The organism is Phycisphaeraceae bacterium, assembly GCA_019636795.1.
Classification (GTDB): Bacteria; Planctomycetota; Phycisphaerae; order Phycisphaerales; family UBA1924; genus JAHBWW01.
The window spans coordinates 353,129-369,985 of record JAHBWW010000002.1 but is presented as its reverse complement, the minus strand read 5'-3'; the positions used below and the strand labels follow the sequence as shown (position 1 = coordinate 369,985).

Genomic DNA, 16,857 nt, shown 5'->3' with positions numbered 1-16,857 from the left:
TAGATCTCATCAATCGCCAGATGGAGCGGGTGCTATGTCTTTCTCAGCAGGTCAGACGATCAAGTGCACAGTCAAGTCCGAGCCGCGTGCCGAGGCGCCGCGCAAGACAATCGAAAGATTGATGCGGCGTGACCCGGATGTGGTGCGCGGGCTCAAGCGGGCGCAGGAACTGCGTCGCCGGCGGATGCACGCTTACATTCGTGGCGGGCGCATGTGGTATGACCGCGAGCATCCGGCCAGGATTGTGCGCGTCGAGACGGGCCGGTCGTGGACCATGCCGTACACACCGGATCTCGGCAAGGATCTGGCGTCGGTGTCGTCGTATCTTGCGATCGAAGCGGCCTGAGTGGTCGGTGTGAGTGGTCAGCGTGAAGGAGTCGGGGGGTTGCAGATGCCCGGCGCGTGCGCGATGATTCTTTCAAGACTTCTTTGCGTTGTGGTGCTGGCGCTGTGCGGCCTGGGTTGCGATCGCACGCCTGCGGCGGCTCAACCGGTCGAGCCGGTCGTGCAGGGCCAGACGCATGTGTATGTGGCGCGCGGCGTCATCACGGCGATGCCCTCGGCGGGCGACTTTCGTGCGGAACTGCGCATCTATCACGAGCACATCCCGACGTTTCGGGGCAAGGGCGGGCAGGTGCACGTCAACGCCGACGGCGTGCTGGGGATGAAGGCGATGGACATGCCGTTTCCGTCGCTGGGTGCTGGCGTGACGCTCGATGGGTTGGCGGTGGGCGACAAGGTGGAGTTCGAGTTGTCGGTGGCGTACGAGCCGCGGATTGAGTACTCGGTGACGAGGCTGAGCAAGCTGCCGCCCGAGACGGAGATCTCGTTCGAGAACAAGGCGCCTTAGAACAAGACACCCGAGAACACAACCCCGGACGCCGGGTATGAGCCGTAGGCGGGGTCTGGCCGACTGGCGGGGCGGCGTTCAGAGGTGGCCAGCGAGCACGCCCGAAGGGACATCCTGCGGAGCGGAGGGAGCATCCTGCGGAGTAAAAGGAGCATCCTCCAGAGCGGAGGGAGCGTCCTCCGGAGCGGAAGGAGCATCCTGCGGAGTAAAAGGAGCATCCTCCAGCCTGGAAGGAGTGTCCTCCAGAGCGGAGGGAGCATCCTGCGGACCGGAAGGAGCATCCTCCAGAGCATCGGGACGCCCCGAACAGACGGCAACTTACGCTGCGAACCCTGCTCCGCGTTCCGCAGGCCGGTTTTTACAGCGGACCTGAGGCTGCGCGAGGCCTTCACGAACCGACCCGAGACCGTACCCGTCTTGCCTGTCCTCAATCGCGACACTAAGCCGCGCTCGGCGGCATGGTGAGGGCATTGTTCGATGGCCGGGGTCGGTGTCGTTTCGCCCGCCTACTCCTGCTCTGCGATCGCGTCGATGATGGCGGCTGCGTCGAGGAAGTCGATCACGTCATCGTCGTTGACATCAACCGGATCGAGCAGCCAGAGTTCGAGATCGCCGGTGTCGTGCATCAGGTTGAAGTTCAGGTCCATGCCGGTCGGGATGATGAAGCCGTAGCCGCGCGATTTGGGCAGGCCGCAACACCAGTCGTCCTCCCCTTCGTCCCACGCGCCTTCCCACGCCCAGTCTTCGCGGTAGAACGTGCTGGGCGTGCCCGCGGCCAGGCCGCAGAGAATCCCCTCGGCGATGAACTGGTAGGCGTAGCCCTTTTGGAACGAAGCCGCATCGTTTGCAATATGAACTTCGCGGCCGCTGATTGAAATATCAAATCCGGATGTTACTTCCGTCCAGACCGAGCCGTAACACAGCGGCACCTCGCGATGATGTGTGAACCCGAGCGGCAGCGCCATGCCGGCGCGGAAAATGCGGACCGGCGTGGTCCCGCCGTTGCCATCGTCGAGCAGCGGACCGTAGTGGTGAATCGTCACGCTCGTCGGCACGGCCGACGAAACGACCGAGTCGTGCTCGGGCGAACTTTCCTTTTCATGGAACTGATACGGCACCAGCCCGATCGCCCCGCCGCCGAGCTCGCTGCTCAGGATGTGGTAGTAGGGAGCCTTGTAGGGCTGGGACTCGCCGGGGCCGAGAACAATGACGGGCGTGCTTGGGCCAAATGAAACTTCGCCGCTCCACAAGTTTGGAGTAGATGTCGCCGCGCCGTTGATAACGATCTGCCCGACAAGACCGCTCTCATCGCGCACGATTATATCACCGGAGAACTCTTCACCAACAATAAGGGGGCGGATGAACCTGTTCTCAACCTCAACGGTTCCTGCAAGATCACGTACAATATCAATCGGACAATCGAGATTTCCTACGATGGCACTTCCGCTCGAAGTAATATCTCTTCCAACCATCACGGAGGTGTCCTCAATTGTGCCGGAGACCTCGATAAATCCGGCAACGTCGCTCGCTATTTCAAATGTGCATGCGAGATCCCCTTCGACGCGAACCCCTGCTTCAGTAGGGATCTCTGGGAGCAACAGTTGGGAGACAGGCAAGAGGTCTCCATTGATCTCGATCACTGCATCGAACGAGGTAATAACAGCGACATCCGCGCTGACGTTCACTGAGTCGATGAAAAAACCAGGATCGCCGACGCCAAGGCCCTGTACCGCTAGCATTTTGCCTGCACGAACAATGCCTCCGAATTCTCCCGCGATATCTACACGACGCAATGTACCACCAATCAGGATTTTGGCGTACATGTTTTGGCATTCGATAGTCCCTATATTAATATCAGGCCAAGGATTGGCCGCATCATCTCCAATGAGGGCATGATGGGTCTCCGAACCGATATCGCCCGCAACCACAATATGATGCAATGTTTGCCATGGTGTCGTACGAATAGCGCCCGTGATATTTCCTCCAACCTCCAAACTGCCAAGAGAGGTGCCTTGTTGAAACTGATAAATATCGAAATAAAGTTCTTCCAAATTTCCGCCAATATAGCCGAAATCCATACCATGACACTGAATGTATCCGACATTGCCGTGGGTGTAAAGCTCAGTTATAAATATTGGACAGGTGAGAAAGCCGCTACAGGAAAAGAGTCTCAAGCTTCCAAGATGGTGCAAATTATCCAGATCTCCCTGCGGCCCCAGAACAGAAAGATTGATACTCAAACTTTGTGAACCTCCGCCCTGTCGTTCTAGGGCAAACGTCAAGTTGCTGATTGAAGGCCGATTCCCGGATGATGTTTTGTTGACAATGATTTCAACATCAGCAGATGCGGCGCTGTGAACAACCTCAACATGAAGATCCCATGTATCAGTCAGTCCTGTGACCGGAGTGCAAGTCACCGTCAACTGGTCTGCATCGCTCATGACATCAAACGGGCAGGATTGTCCGTAACAAATCTGATGAAGAAAAAGTGAGGCAGCAACAACAAAGCATAGGAACTTGTACATTCAATTGCTCCAAGGAACGAAGATCAATGTTCTGCGGCGAACTACTCGCCCGGTACCTGATTGCCTTACCTCCGCCTTGCCTGGGCGACTACTGCTCCGACGACAAGGAGAGCCACAAATGCAGGAGGAGACGGCACGATCGATCCCAGCCTGAGTCCGGAACGTGAACTGATAGGCAGCTCGGATGCAGTCCGATCTATTTCATCGAAACTCACCAACCCCCCCCAATCGGACCCGTTGGTCAGTCGCACACCGCTTGATGACGCGAGAGTTTCCAGATGCTCACTTCGCCCCCCTGACCCATCAAGCAGCCCCCACGGGCTTGTCGTGTGCGGATATGAACCGACGTCATAGAAGTTCCATGTACCGGCGTTGGTTTCTCCTGTTCCCGGAGGCCCGGAAATCGGAGCCTCATCACTCGATGTCGGATAGCGCCAGTACCCACCTTCGCCGTCGTTCTTGTTCGGATCCCAGTGCATGGCCTTGATCCACTCGTCGAGATTCGGGATCCAGAACTTCGCGTCTGCATGGCGTACAGGCTGATCGGTGTAATTGCCGTTGTCGTCGCGGCCGAAGGTGCTCGTGTCGTAGGCACCATTCTCGAACGCCCACTGTTCCATCACTTTGCCATTGTGCAGCCAGTTGCAGAAGCGGGCTGCAAAACGCCAGCCCATGTTGGCCGCGAAGTTTTCGCTGCCGGAAATCGCGCGGTATCGGCCGAGGCTGTTGTCGTACACGATCCAGTCGCTCGTGAACTGCCCGGCGTTGGTAGGTCCGTCGTAATACGGCCGATAGGCGTTGACGAACTCGAGCCACTGCCCGACGGTGATCTCGGTGCGCGACATGCGGTACTTATAATTGACCGTGCCGACGGTGAAGCCTTCGTGGGCATAAGGCGGATAGAACCGTCGGCCCTCGTCGAAGTTCACATGCCGATTGCCCGGGTCGCCGATGATGGCGAAGTCGATCCCGTAATCCGGCGTCGGGCCCGCTGCTGCGGGTGAGGCCGACAGCGCGAGCACACCGATAGCTGCGACCGATGCCTTGACCGCGCCAGCCACCGCAACCGCGACTCGCCCGAAAAAACCTCTGTTTCGCTCAACAAACCTAAACCGCATATCCACCTCCCGAATGCCGAACGAGCCACTTGTCACGGTGAAGGTACCTCACGATGGAAGTCTGTCAAGCGGATTTCTGGAATATCCATTGGCGAGCGGTGACACGCCAAAAAAACATGCGCGCCATCGCTGCCACCAGCCTGGCACGTTGACATGCATGGATCGGTGGTACACCCCGACAAAGCCTCGGCGGGATCGCTGCGGGTCAGAACCTTGGGTTGGTCGCGATGGAAAGGGGTTGGGCCTACACTGGCGTTTCCCCTTGCTTCGAGATGAGACGCCCATGGATGAGTTTCCATCGCGGGAGATTGTTCCGATTCTGGATTTCGGGTCGCAGACGGCCCAGTTGATCGCGCGGCGGGTGCGCGAGGCGGGCGCGTTCAGCGTGCTGGTGCGGCCGTCGATTTCGGCGGCGGAACTGGCGGCGATGAACCCGCGCGGGATCATTCTGTCGGGCGGGCCTGCGAGTGTGCTCGATGCGGGTTCGCCGACGATGGACCCGGAGATTCTGAAGTTGGGCGTGCCGATCTTCGGGATCTGCTACGGCATGCAGCTGGTGTGCCGGGTGCTGGGGGCCGAGATCGAGAAGGCCCGGTCGCGCGAGTTCGGGCGTGCGAACCTGAACATCGCGGAGCGCTCGGGGTTGCTGGCGGCGATTCCTGAGCGGACAGCGGTGTGGATGTCGCACGGCGATCAGGTGCGGAATCTGGATTCACAGCGCTTCAGGACGATCGCGAGCACCGCGACGTGCCAGCACGCAGCGGTGGTGTATGAGCATGAGGGGCTGCGGTTTTACGGGGTGCAGTTTCACCCGGAAGTGACCCACACGCCGCACGGGATCGAGATTCTGCAGAATTTTCTGTATGAAGTGTGCAAGTGCGAAGGCTCGTGGCGCATGGCCGATTTTGCGAACACAGCGATCAAGCGGGCGCGCGAGCGTGTGGGGCAGAGCCGCGTGATCTGCGGGCTCTCGGGCGGGGTAGATTCATCGGTGGCGGCGGTGCTGCTGCACAAGGCGATCGGCGATCAACTGACGTGCGTGTTTGTGGACAACGGGCTGCTGCGCAAGAGCGAGCGGCACCTGGTCGAGACGACGTTTCGCGATCACTTCTCGGTTGATCTGCGCGTGGTGGATGCCGAGAAAGAGTTTCTGGGCGATCTTGCAGGCGTGACCGACCCGCAGGAAAAGCGGCGGCGGATCGGGCATCGGTTCATCGATGTGTTCAAGACGGCGGCTGCGGATATTCGCGATGCCAAGTTCCTGGCGCAGGGGACGCTGTATCCGGATGTGATCGAGAGCGGGCACGGGCACGCGGGGCACAGCGCGAACATCAAGTTGCATCACAATGTGGGCGGGCTGCCCGAGGATCTTGGGTTCGAGTTGATCGAGCCGCTGCGGGAGTTGTTCAAGGACGAGGTGCGCAAGCTCGGCGAGGTGCTGGGCCTGCCCGATCAGATCATCTGGCGGCATCCGTTCCCGGGGCCGGGGCTTGCGGTGCGCATCGTGGGCGATGTGACGCGCGAGAAACTGGATGTGCTGCGCGAGTGCGATGAAATATTGCTCGAAGAGATCGTGGCGAATCAGTTGTATCGGCGGACGAGCCAGGTGTTCGCGGTGCTGCTGCCGATTTCGAGCGTGGGGGTGATGGGCGACGGGCGGACGTATGAGAAGGTCGTCGCGATTCGTGCGGTCGAGACGCAGGACTTCATGACGGCGGATTGGGCGAGGTTGCCCTATGACGTGCTGGCGACGATCTCGAACCGGATTATCAACGAGGTGCACGGGGTAAACCGCGTGGTGTATGACATTTCGTCGAAGCCGCCGGCGACGATCGAGTGGGAGTGAGCGACTTTGCGGCTTGTGCGGGTGCTGCGGCTTGATGCCCGAATCGAGGGTGTCGGCTGCACGATGCGACCGTGGCATGGGGGACGCGCGGGCGCTGGAGGAATCGCCGCCCGTTCGGGTCGATAGCCTCGATAGGAGGCTACCGCGCGCGTGCAGTCGATCGGGATGACAAGCATGATGGATCTGTTCCTGCAGGGACGAATCGCTGCATCGGACCGGGCGATGAAGCAGGCGATCGAGCGGCTTTCGACGGGCAAGCGCATCAATCGCGCGTCTGATGATCCGGCGGGAATGATCGTTGCGACGAACTTCAAGACCGAAATCAAGGAGATCGAGAAAAGCATCGAAGCGGCAGAACGGCATAACCACTATCTCGCAGCCAAGGAAGGATCATTGAGCGTCATCGCCGACATGATGATCGAGTTGCAGGGGATTACGGTGCAGGCGTCCAATCGTGGGGCGCTGGGGCAGGGAGAGCTCGAGGCGCTCCAGCAGCAGGCGAACGGAATACTCGATGGGATCGACTTCATCGCGGCGACGGCGCGTTTCAACGGCGAACTGCTGCTCGAGCGGTTGAACGCGAAGGACCTGGGGCTTCGCAGGCTGGTGGCCAGTGACGATGACGACGAAGGAGAGTCGCATCCGCGCTGGTTCATGGATCTTCAATGGGGTGATCTTGAGGCGATTCAGAAAGCAGTGGACAGTGCGAGCAGCGGCGTGAACCTCACGCGAGCCGGGATCGGAGCCATGATCCAGCGGAACGAAAGCAATATTCGACTGAGCATGAATCAGTTGGAATCGCTGTCAAGCGAGGTCAGCCGCATCGAGGATGCGGATTACGCTGAAGAAATCTCGAAACTTGTGCGTGCGCAGGTATTGCGGGAAGTGGGGATGCGTTCGCTGATGATTCATCGCGAGTCGGCCGGGCGAGCGCTGGGGCTGATCGGCGCATAAAAAAAGGGCGATGGAGGTTGTCCATCGCCCAGCGGCAAGTCTGATGTGCTTGATGATTACTTGTTCTTGGTCGCCCAGGCGATGAGGCGGTCGGCCACTTCGGGGCGGCTGAACTCCATCGGCGGGCGCTCGCCGGCGGCGAGCATGTCGCGGACTTTGGTGCCCGAGAGGAAGACCTGATCGCCTTCGATCTTGGGGAAGGTCTTGCCCGAGACCATGCCTTGTGCCTTGCGGCTGTAGGCGGCGTGCTCGTACTTGAGCGGCTCGATCTTGAGGTTGTTCTTGTCGAGGTTATCAAAGATCGTCTGGGCGTCGTAGGTGCCGTAGTAGTTGCCCACGCCGGCGTGGTCGCGGCCGACGATGAAGTGCGTGCAGCCGTAGTTCTTGCGGACCAGGGCGTGGAGGATTGCTTCACGCGGCCCGGCGTAGCGCATGGCAGCGGGCATGACGGTCAGGAGCGTGCGCTCGGGGACGAAGTAGTTCTCGATGAGAACTTTGTAGCAGTCCATGCGGACGTCGGCGGGGATGTCGCCGGGCTTGGTCTCGCCGACGAGCGGGTGGATGAGCAGGCCGTCGCAGATTTCCTGGGTGCACTTGCAGAGGTATTCGTGTGCGCGGTGGATGGGGTTGCGCGTCTGGAACGCGCCGACGGTCTTCCAGCCGCGGCGAGCGAACTCGGCGCGAGTCTGGGCCGGGGTGAGGCGGTAGTCGAGGAAGGCTTCGGGCCCGTCGGGATCGACGCAGACGGTGATGACTTCGATGGGTCCGGCGAGGCAGGTGTCGCCTTCTTTCTTGACGGCTTCGGCACCGGGGTGCTGGCCGTCATCGTCGCCGGGCTTGCTGAAGAAGATGGTTGCTTCTTTGGCGCGATCGTGGGCGTAGGTCTCGGAGATGGTCATGACAGCCTGAAGGACGCCATTGGGGGAGTAGAGAGCGACGCGCTCGCCAACCTTGGGGGCGTCGGCAGCGTTGACCGCGAGGGTGATGGGGATCGGCCAGATGTCGCCCGAGGCGAGCTTCATGGATGAGACGACCGAGTCGAAGTCGGCCTTGCCCATGAATCCGGTCAGCGGGCTGAAAGCACCGATGCCGATCATCTCGACGTCGCAGGATTGCTTGGCGGAGAGGTTGATGCGCTTGAGGCCGGCGGCTTCGGCGGTGAGGGCCTTGGCGCGGTCGGCGCTGGCGACTTGATTGACGAGTTTGCCGCCATGCGGCTCGATCAGCCCGGACATAGTCGATCTCCCTTGCAAAGACTGGTGAACATCAGCGGCCGACGCACGGCGACGGATCACGCGCTTCTGTTTCGGTTTTTGGACAGCCGGGGTCTGCGGTGAGACCTCCTCGGGGCCAGAGGATAGGAGGGCAGCGGGCAGAGTTCAAAGGGGCGAGGTGAAGGGTGGTGTGCGTTGATGCCGCGGGCCTGGCGGTGGCCTGGGCGGTTATTCCGCCAGTTCGTTGGGCAGTTTGCCCATCGTGGTGTACCTTCACGTTGACGAGTGGCTCGTTCGGCATTCGGGAGGTGGCTATGCGATTTGGGTTTGAGCGAAACAGAGGCTTCTTCGGGCGCGTCGCGGTTGCGGTGGCTGGCGCGATCACAGCATCGGTCGCGGTTATCGGTGTGCTCGCGCTGTCGGCCTCACCCGCAGCAGCGGGCCCGACGCCGGATTACGGGATCGACTTCGCCATCATCGGCGACCCCGGCAATCGGCATGTGAACTTCGACGAGGGCCGACGGTTCTATCCGCCGTACGCGCACGAAGGCTTTACCGTCGGCACGGTCAATTATAAGTACCGCATGTCGCGCACCGAGATCACCGTCGGGCAGTGGCTCGAGTTCGTCAACGCCTATCGGCCTTACTACCAGGGCGTTGTCTTTGCCAGCGAGTTTACGAGCGACTGGATCGTCTATGACAACAGCCTCGGTCGCTATCGCGCGATCGCCGGTAGCGAGAACTTCGCGGCCAACATGGGCTGGCGCTATGCGGCCCGCTTCTGCAACTGGCTGCACAACGGCAAGGTCGGCGAGCAGTGGGCCTTCGAGGGCGGCGTGTATGACGCGAGCACCTTCGGCCAGGATGCCAACGGCAACTACACCGACGATCGCACGCGCAGCGCCGATGCCAAGTTCTGGATCCCGAATCTCGACGAGTGGACCAAGGCCATGCACTGGGATCCGGATAAGAACGATGGCGAAGGTGGGTACTGGCGCTATCCGACCTCAAGCGACACGCGGCCGGTGGCGGGGCCGCCAGGGGAGGGGGATACCAATGCGGGCACAGGATTGACGTACAACGTTGGTGCGTATGGGCACATGAGCCCGTGGGGATTGCTCGACGGGTCAGGCGGCGTCAGTGAAATGCTCCAAAATGGCGGGCAGAACTGGCTGTATTCCCGAGGTTCGTCATGGTCGCTTTCCGCATTTGCAGACGAGATTGATTCCGTCGGCACGCTATTCCCTCGTTCGTCGGGAAACGGGCTCCGACTCGCCATGGTGATCCCCGCGCCGGGAGGTGCTTTGCTGCTTGGAACATTGATGACGATAGTTGCGCGGCAGCGACGTCGTCAATTTGGCAATCGGTGACAAGGAGAACATCGAATGAAATTGGCCATCCTGCTGTCCCTGTCGGCTCTTCTGTTTCAAGTTGTGTCGATTGCCGCTGCACAATCCTGCCCGTTCACGATCGACAATGTGAATGCCGATTCGGTCACGTCTTCGTGTACGCATGTGTCGGGTGACACATGGGATCTCTACCTGGAGATCGAACACTCTACGGCCATGGCGGACGTGCGCATTGTGGTCAATGAGAACGAGAGCCCGATCCTGCGCAATCTGGTGGTCAAGATCAACCGAGATAATAATTTGATTCGCCAGATCAATCTAAGTATTGTCGGTTCGATTTCAGACCAATATGCGCTGGCAGGCCTTGTTTCTGTCACTCTCGACGAGGACAATGAAGGGTATCTGGTGCTGGAGGAACTCTTTGTCGGGGGGCTGGTGGCACCGATCGCGCGCATGACTCTGGCCGTGCCACCGCTCGCCGGTTCCTCCGGCGAGCGGTGCCGATGAGCCTTTTGCCATCGTGTTCGCCATTCATTTCCATCCTTTCAACCCGGTCCCATACTTCACCCTGTGGCGGGGTCGTACTCGATCAGCGGGTCGGGGCCTCTGTCGCCCGTATGTCGAGCCGACCATTGCGCGAGGGAAGAACTGGCCGTTGGCCAGCGATGGACGTGAGCGGCGATTGCGGTTCGCGTGAGCATGCCAGGAACATCGTCTGAGATGGCTGCGCAAACCATCCGCTTGCCGATCGCGGCGGTGGAAAGGCGAACCTATGCTGGCGGTGTACGACGGTGCGTGAGTCCTTCGCACCGCTCGCCGGAGGAACCGGCGAACGGTGGCACGGGCGCGAAACATCGGTGCCACTCCGCTGCGGCGTGAGGTCCGAGAACGGGGCGGCCTGGGGCGGTTCTGATGCCGGGCGGGCGGGCAAGTCGTGCGAGAGCGAGGGGTTGAGGCGCACTTGAGGCGTGCGGTGCTTGATCCCCTGCGGGGCGCGACTACAGTGCTCGTTCCACAAGCACGTTGATGAAGGGAAAGGCGAACATGAGTCAAGTCAAGGCGACGAATATTCACTGGCACGACGGCGATATCTCCCGCGAGGAGCGTTGGAAGGCACTCGGGTGCAAGGGCGCGACGATGTGGTTCACGGGGCTCAGCGCGTGCGGCAAGAGCACGATCGCGTGCGCTCTTGAGCAGGCACTGGTCAATGAAAAGGTGTCGTGTTACAGGCTCGATGGCGACAACATCCGCTTCGGGCTCAACAAGAACCTGGGGTTCAGCGCAGCCGACCGCGAGGAGAACATCCGTCGCATCGGCGAGGTGTCGAAGTTGTTTGCGGATGCGGGGATCGTGACGCTGTCGAGCTTCATCAGCCCGTACATCAAGGACCGCGACGCAGCCCGCAAGGCGCACGAGGACGCCGGGCTGGCGTTTATCGAGGTCTTTGTCGATACCCCGATCGAGGTGTGCGAGCAGCGCGACCCGAAGGGGCTGTACAAGAAGGCCCGGGCGGGCGAGATCAAGGGCTTCACGGGGATCGATGATCCATATGAGGCTCCGGTCAAGCCCGAGCTGGTGCTCAAGACGGCCGAGCACGATGTGGCGGCGTGCGTGAAGCAGTGCCTCAAGGCGCTGGCCGATCGCGGGCTGATTTCGATGGCGTGAATCGGTTTTTGAATGGTGAAACATGCACTCGGGCGGCCGGCAGCGGTCGCCCGTTTTTTATTGGCGTCGAGGGGCGTTGGTTCAGCCGGGGCCTTTGGGGGCTATTGTCAGGATGGATGAAGCATGGAGAATGTTGATGCCTGATTATGCGCGAATGATTGAAGCCAGTCGTGAAGCCGTGACGCTTGCGAGTGTGGTCTGCCGTCAGGTGCAGGCGTCGCTTGAGCAGGTGCGTGCGATCACGAAAGACGACAAGAGCCCGGTGACGGTTGCGGATTTTGCGAGCCAGGCGATCGTGGCGTATGTGCTGCGCGAGCGGCTTGGCGAGATTGTGCTGGTGGGCGAAGAGGCGAGCCAGTTTTTGCGTGAGGCGGATCATGCGGCGCACCTCGATGCGACGCTGACAGCGGTGCGCGAGGTGTGGACGGATGCGTCGGTGGATGATGTGCTGGCTGCGATTGATGTCGGGGCGGGGGACACTTCGCATCGGTCATTCTGGACGCTGGATCCGATTGACGGGACGAAGGGTTTTTTGCGCAATCAGCAGTATGCGATTGCGCTTGGGTACATCGAGAGCGGCGTGCCGACGATTGGGGTGATGGGGTGCCCGAATCTGCCGATGGATTTGTCTGAGCCGCTGGATGAAGCGGATGCGACGGGGTGTTTGTATTACGGGATTCGTGGCGAGGGGGTGTATGAGGCGCCGTGCGACGATGCGCTGGCCAAACCGATCCGCATTACGAGACTCGACCATGCGCGGGGCCAGCCGATTCTGGTGTGCGCGTCGGTGGAGAAGGCGCACACAAACGTTGACGACACGGACCGGATCTTGGCGCACATCGGCGAAGAGTCGGACATGGTGAGGCTTGACAGCCAGGCGAAGTACGCGGTGGTCGCGCGCGGGCAGGCGGACGCCTACATCCGCATGCCGACACGCAAGGGGTATGTCGAGCGGATCTGGGACCATGCAGCGGGCGCGATGATCGCGGCTGAGGCGGGTGCTGCGGTGACGGATATTGACGGGCGCGAGCTCGATTTTTCTCACGGGCGGGGGCTGGAGAAGAATCGGGGGATCGTGTGTGCGCCGCCTCGGGTGCATGGGCTGATCATCGGGGCGATTCGTGCCCTGGGGCTCGGCAGCGCGGAGTGATCGCTGAGGGCATGCTCACGGTTGGCGAGGTGCCTGCAAGACCAACGTGGCTTCGCCGGCGGAGATCAGGATCAGCCCGTCGAGGACTGTGATCGATTCGGGCGGGGCGTGGAGTCTGACTGGCTGGCTGCTGATAAGGTGCGCCGAATCGAGAGCCATGATGTAGAGCGGGAAGCTGCCGAAACCTTCGGGGTCTTCGACCGGAGAGGATTCCAGCAGGACGACATGGTCGGTCGCGGGGTCGGAGACGATCAGCGAGCCGACGGTTTCGAAGACGTCGATGCCTTGCAGAGTTCCGCTGGCGTCGTAGACGAGCATGCCTGAACCTGAGAGGAATGTGATCGTGTCGCCGAGGTCGTAGGCCTGAATGCCGATGCGATCGACGAGTCGGCCCCTGGTGTCGAGTTCGGGGCGCACGAGTCGGCCCGTGGCGATGCTGACCTGCCAGAGTGAGCGGTTCTGGTCGAGGACGTAAAGGCGATCGTCGAAGATCCATGCGTCGAGTGAAGCGGTGACGGGTTCTTCAGCGAGCATCCATCGGACATCGGTTTCTTCGAGGTCAACGCAGAGGACGCCACGGTCGAGGCCTGCGACGAGCAGGCGTTGAGGCGTGACGCGCATCCATCGGATGTTGCCGGGCGGATCGTTGAGTCGATTGACGACGTTTCCGGTGCGGGCATCGACGGAGATGATCGAGAGCGCCCACTGCTCGTTGGGTTGTGGAACCGAGCCTCCGACGACGAGCATTCCGGCGTTGATGGCGATGTCGTAGACGCGGCGGACATCGGTGCTGCCGCTCCAGAGTGGCTCGCCTGTAGTGCGATCGAGGGTGACGATGCGGCCGGAACGCTCGGCGATGGCCAGAACGTGATCGTCGCCGGCGATGAGGATCTGATCGCCAAAGACGCGGCCTTCGAGTGGGGTGATGAAGGCGCTGAACTCCATCGGTCTGCGGTCTGCGCGGCGCTCGCTGAGGTCGAAAGGTTTGTGTCGCCACTGGCTTTGGCCGGTGTTCAGGTTGAGGGCTTCGATGATGATGCCCTGCGGATCGAGCCAGGCGAGCGTGACGGTGGTGGGAGAGATTTCGAGCAGCAGGGGCTCGAGGGGGGCGGGGATGTTCCAGAGCGTGCGCAGTTCGGTACCGGTGGATTGAACAAGGCGGACGGTTTGCGAAGTCTGTGAGACGAGCACCGCCAGATTGGCTGGTGTGGGGCGGGCGGGCAGGAGCGTCGGCTGGAGCACGCGACCTTGTTCGAGCGTGGGCGTGGTGTCGGGCGCGATGCGTGAGCCGATCATCGGGCGGCGTTGTTCGCGTGATTCGCGATGCGTGAGCGAAGCCAGACGATCTGGAGATAGCGGGATGGTATCGAATGTCGGTGTTGCACTGGGGAACCAGAGGTCAAGTGAGTTGAGAGCGGTGCGTGCGTCTTCGAATCGGCCTTGTGTGTGAAGCAGGGTCATGCTTCGGCCGACGAGTTCGCGAGCGACAGATTCGTCGAGCGGGGCACCGAGTTGATGAATTGCGGCGGCAGCGCGCAGGCCTCGCTGAAGGAGCGAGAGTTGATTGACGCTTTGCGACTTTCGTGCGGCTTCGAGATAGAGAGAAGGGGCGAGAGTGGAGAAGGGGTATTGGCGGGCAAAGCGTTCGAGGAGAGAGTGATCGGGGTCGGGGCCTGCGAGTTCGAGTTGGGCGCGAGCTTCGCGTTCGAAGCCGGCATATGCAGCCCAGCCCCGGCGTGTGAGGAGTTCGCGCAGGCGCCGCGTGGCTTCGAGGTCGGCGCGGATGGTGAGCAGGCCTCCGAGCCAGAAGGAGGATGCGAGAGAAGGTTCGGCGAGAATCATCTGGAGCGATTCGACGGCTTGCGGAGCGCTGCCGCTGGCTTCGGCGATCCATGCGTCAACGAGCCGATGGGCGACCTGTTCGCGTGGGGTGTCGGCGAGGGTTTCGAGGCGGAGCGAGAGCGCGCGCAAGAGTTCGAGGTCATCGAGTCTGGCTTCGGCGGATGCGTCGGGTGCAGGCTGGCCTGCACGATCGAGCATGCCCAGGACGGCGGCGTAGAGCGCAGAGCGAACCTGTTCGTGTTCGAGGCGATTGCGATCAATCGCGGTGATGGCGCGATCGACCGCGGGAATGATGCGGCTTGAGCGCCCGGCACGAAATGCGAGTTCGGCAAGCGTTGCAGCAGCAGCGGGGCTGGATGGATCTGCGTCGATGCGATCCTGAAGCAGACGCGATGCGACGTCCCAGACCATGTAGCTGTGCACATTGGAGGCGTCGGTGGCGATGAGCTGGCCATTGAGGGCAAGCAGGTTGCCGGGCGCGTCGATGACTGTTTCCTGCTGCTGGCCGGTGTGCAGGTTGATGGTGGTGATGCGATCGGAGCGCGGAATGATGAGGGTCTGGCCTGCGACAACCGATCGCCCGACGATGCTGGGGTTGCCGAGTCCGGCGCTGAGTTGAACAGTGTTGCTCGGGAAGTCGGCAAGGCGTGTCCACGCGACTCGATTGTCAGACAGCGCGACAAGGTGTTCGGCGCTATGAAGGAGATAGACGGGATTTGAATAGAAGGCAGCCGATTGCGAACCAAGGATCGCGCCCGAGTCGGGGTCGATGGCAAGGATGAACTCGCGGTTTGGCGAAAGTGAAATGATGCGGTCGCGGTCGATGATCGGGCCCGAAGAGGACCACGCGGGGCGCACGTCGCTGTCGTAGAGGCGGAATGACGGTGAGCGCCTGACCCAGATGGTGTTGCCGGTTGCGGCTTCGACAGCTGCGATCAACCCGATCTCATCGGCCCGATAGATGACACCGCGATGTGCGGCAAGGCGCTCGGGAAAGCGCGAGCCTTGCTGGAACGGGAGTGCGCCGGCCGAGCCGAGCAGTCGGGTCCATTGCAGAGATCCATCGGCCAGATCGAGCCCGACGAGATAGAGGCTGATGATGCGTCGGTCGCGCGCGCTTTTGCGCACTGCCACGACGACAGTCTGTTCGACGATGATGGGTGCGCCGCGCACGCTGCCATCGATGAGTTGCGGATCGAGGGCAGCAGGATCGACAGCCCAGATGGGGCGTCCGGTGTGGCGGTCGAGGCAGTGAATACGGCTGTCGCCCTGACGGAAGCCATTGATTGCGATGCCGGTGACTGCGACGAGCCGATTGCCCGCGACGGAGACTTCGGTGGAGTCTTCGATGCGGCGAGACTGTCGGCGTCTGGGGTCGCGTTGCTGGAAGAGGCCATCGCCGGTGGGTTGGGTGCGTTCGACGCGCCAGATCTGGCGGAGGGTGAAGCGGTCCCAGGCGGTGATGAAATCGCCATCGCTTGAATAGATGATGTCGCTGGCCGCGGTTGGGAGGGTCCAGCCAAAGGGGCTCTGGGTGCTGACGAAGCGATCTCGGAATGCTTCGGGCATGTCTTCATCGACAGCAGCGATAGGAGGAGCGAGGGGGGCGCTCGAGAGCGGGCGCGGGACGACGCCGGTGAGGTCGGATTGTGGTCCGGGTCCGAATGGGCCGACGATTGGTATGCGCAGTGAGGCTGGCGGATTGATCGGATGTTGAGGGAGATCGAGTTCGAGCAGTTCGAGGAGGGCTCGCGCTCCGTCGTGCTGAAGATAGCGAGCAAGGACGGTCAGGACAGCAGCGAGGTCGCGCTTGCGCGAGTTGAAGTCGGGGTGGGTTGTGAGTTGGGTGAGAGTGCGGAGCGAAGATTCGAACTGGGCGCGTTCGAGTTGGAGTTGGGCCAGGCGCAAGCCGGCTTCGAAGCCCGAGGGCGTGAGGAAGCGTGAGTCGAAGGCAGCGGCGAGGCGACCGGCTTCGAGCAGGGCGCGGGCTTGTGGTTGTTCCGTCTGGCGATAGGAACCCAGGAGGGCAGGGTCGGCCATGAGTCGGTCGTGCACGACCTGGCGGACCGAGACAAAGAGATCCGGATCGGTGGTCGAGGCAAGCAGGCGGAAAGGTTGATGGTCGAGCAGGGTCTGGAGGGTTCGGAGGGCCTCGGCGCTGCTTCCTCGGGAGGTGAGTCCGGCAAGTCCGGCGAGGACGTCGCTGGCTTCGGCCGAGTCGTCAAGGAAGACGGGGTTCTCGGGCGACGAAACCTGAGCAGGAGCGGTCGAAGCCAGCAGTAAGAGTATTAAGAGGATGAAGAATAGATGTCGCACAGTGGTCGCTCAGGATCTTCACAATTCG

Annotated in this window: 13 protein-coding genes; 8 read left to right on the top strand and 5 right to left on the bottom strand. The window is 61.4% G+C overall.

The genetic code is table 11. The annotated features are described in order from the left end of the window. Positions 1 to 34: 34 nt before the first annotated feature. Both KF757_04770 and KF757_04765 read left to right on the top strand, forming a co-directional pair. A complete protein-coding gene (locus tag KF757_04770) occupies positions 35 to 346 on the top strand; it encodes a hypothetical protein (protein ID MBX3322285.1) in 312 nt (103 codons plus the stop codon). A 9-nt stretch (positions 347 to 355) separates the two neighbouring features. Further along, positions 356 to 850 carry a copper-binding protein gene (locus KF757_04765; GenBank protein MBX3322284.1) on the top strand — a complete coding sequence of 165 codons (495 nt, stop codon included), beginning with the start codon at positions 356 to 358 and terminating at the stop codon, positions 848 to 850. Between the two features lie 506 nt (positions 851 to 1,356). On the opposite strand, the gene KF757_04760 is transcribed toward KF757_04765, so the two are convergent. Together KF757_04760 and KF757_04755 are read right to left on the bottom strand one after the other, a co-directional pair. After that, on the bottom strand, positions 1,357 to 3,375 hold the full coding sequence (locus tag KF757_04760; protein ID MBX3322283.1) for a hypothetical protein: 2,019 nt from the start codon (positions 3,373 to 3,375) through the stop codon (positions 1,357 to 1,359). A 65-nt stretch (positions 3,376 to 3,440) separates the two neighbouring features. Further along, on the bottom strand, positions 3,441 to 4,493 hold the full coding sequence (locus KF757_04755) for an SUMF1/EgtB/PvdO family nonheme iron enzyme (protein MBX3322282.1): 1,053 nt from the start codon (positions 4,491 to 4,493) through the stop codon (positions 3,441 to 3,443). Positions 4,494 to 4,776: 283 nt separating this feature from the next. Between KF757_04755 and guaA the strand changes: the two genes are divergently transcribed. Continuing rightward, the gene (gene guaA / locus KF757_04750) at positions 4,777 to 6,339 is read left to right on the top strand and encodes a glutamine-hydrolyzing GMP synthase (protein ID MBX3322281.1); all 1,563 of its coding nucleotides are present in this window, start codon (positions 4,777 to 4,779) and stop codon (positions 6,337 to 6,339) included. A gap of 174 nt (positions 6,340 to 6,513) precedes the next feature. Then, a complete protein-coding gene (locus KF757_04745) occupies positions 6,514 to 7,293 on the top strand; it encodes a hypothetical protein (GenBank protein MBX3322280.1) in 780 nt (259 codons plus the stop codon). A gap of 56 nt (positions 7,294 to 7,349) precedes the next feature. Here the strand turns inward: KF757_04745 and sat are convergent, their stop codons facing one another. Continuing rightward, positions 7,350 to 8,528 (bottom strand): sulfate adenylyltransferase, encoded by a 1,179-nt coding sequence (gene sat, locus KF757_04740; protein ID MBX3322279.1) that lies wholly within the window; start codon positions 8,526 to 8,528, stop codon positions 7,350 to 7,352. Positions 8,529 to 8,821: 293 nt separating this feature from the next. Between sat and KF757_04735 the strand changes: the two genes are divergently transcribed. Both KF757_04735 and KF757_04730 read left to right on the top strand, forming a co-directional pair. Next, positions 8,822 to 9,877, top strand: a complete 1,056-nt coding sequence (locus tag KF757_04735) for an SUMF1/EgtB/PvdO family nonheme iron enzyme (GenBank protein MBX3322278.1) — start codon at positions 8,822 to 8,824, stop codon at positions 9,875 to 9,877. A gap of 15 nt (positions 9,878 to 9,892) precedes the next feature. Beyond that, entirely contained in the window at positions 9,893 to 10,363 is a 471-nt protein-coding gene (locus tag KF757_04730) for a hypothetical protein (GenBank protein ID MBX3322277.1), read from the top strand. 56 nt (positions 10,364 to 10,419) lie between these two features. Here KF757_04730 and KF757_04725 read toward each other — a convergent pair whose 3' ends face one another. Beyond that, entirely contained in the window at positions 10,420 to 10,557 is a 138-nt protein-coding gene (locus KF757_04725; GenBank protein ID MBX3322276.1) for a hypothetical protein, read from the bottom strand. A gap of 343 nt (positions 10,558 to 10,900) precedes the next feature. Here KF757_04725 and cysC point away from each other — a divergent pair, with 343 nt between their 5' ends. Both cysC and KF757_04715 read left to right on the top strand, forming a co-directional pair. Next, positions 10,901 to 11,521, top strand: a complete 621-nt coding sequence (cysC, locus tag KF757_04720) for an adenylyl-sulfate kinase (GenBank protein MBX3322275.1) — start codon at positions 10,901 to 10,903, stop codon at positions 11,519 to 11,521. 136 nt (positions 11,522 to 11,657) lie between these two features. Continuing rightward, positions 11,658 to 12,671 carry a 3'(2'),5'-bisphosphate nucleotidase gene (locus KF757_04715; protein MBX3322274.1) on the top strand — a complete coding sequence of 338 codons (1,014 nt, stop codon included), beginning with the start codon at positions 11,658 to 11,660 and terminating at the stop codon, positions 12,669 to 12,671. Positions 12,672 to 12,686: 15 nt separating this feature from the next. On the opposite strand, the gene KF757_04710 is transcribed toward KF757_04715, so the two are convergent. Beyond that, the gene (locus KF757_04710; protein MBX3322273.1) at positions 12,687 to 16,829 is read right to left on the bottom strand and encodes a PQQ-binding-like beta-propeller repeat protein; all 4,143 of its coding nucleotides are present in this window, start codon (positions 16,827 to 16,829) and stop codon (positions 12,687 to 12,689) included. Between the last annotated feature and the right edge of the window lie 28 nt (positions 16,830 to 16,857).

Coding starts and splice junctions, on each gene's coding strand:
- KF757_04735 (MBX3322278.1), top strand. CDS start 8,822: ATGCGATTTGGGTTTGAGCGAAACAGAGGCTTCTTCGGGCGCGTCGCG.
- KF757_04725 (MBX3322276.1), bottom strand. CDS start 10,557: ATGCTCACGCGAACCGCAATCGCCGCTCACGTCCATCGCTGGCCAACG.
- guaA (MBX3322281.1), top strand. CDS start 4,777: ATGGATGAGTTTCCATCGCGGGAGATTGTTCCGATTCTGGATTTCGGG.
- KF757_04730 (MBX3322277.1), top strand. CDS start 9,893: ATGAAATTGGCCATCCTGCTGTCCCTGTCGGCTCTTCTGTTTCAAGTT.
- KF757_04760 (MBX3322283.1), bottom strand. CDS start 3,375: ATGTACAAGTTCCTATGCTTTGTTGTTGCTGCCTCACTTTTTCTTCAT.
- KF757_04745 (MBX3322280.1), top strand. CDS start 6,514: ATGATGGATCTGTTCCTGCAGGGACGAATCGCTGCATCGGACCGGGCG.
- KF757_04770 (MBX3322285.1), top strand. CDS start 35: ATGTCTTTCTCAGCAGGTCAGACGATCAAGTGCACAGTCAAGTCCGAG.
- KF757_04715 (MBX3322274.1), top strand. CDS start 11,658: ATGCCTGATTATGCGCGAATGATTGAAGCCAGTCGTGAAGCCGTGACG.
- cysC (MBX3322275.1), top strand. CDS start 10,901: ATGAGTCAAGTCAAGGCGACGAATATTCACTGGCACGACGGCGATATC.
- KF757_04755 (MBX3322282.1), bottom strand. CDS start 4,493: ATGCGGTTTAGGTTTGTTGAGCGAAACAGAGGTTTTTTCGGGCGAGTC.
- sat (MBX3322279.1), bottom strand. CDS start 8,528: ATGTCCGGGCTGATCGAGCCGCATGGCGGCAAACTCGTCAATCAAGTC.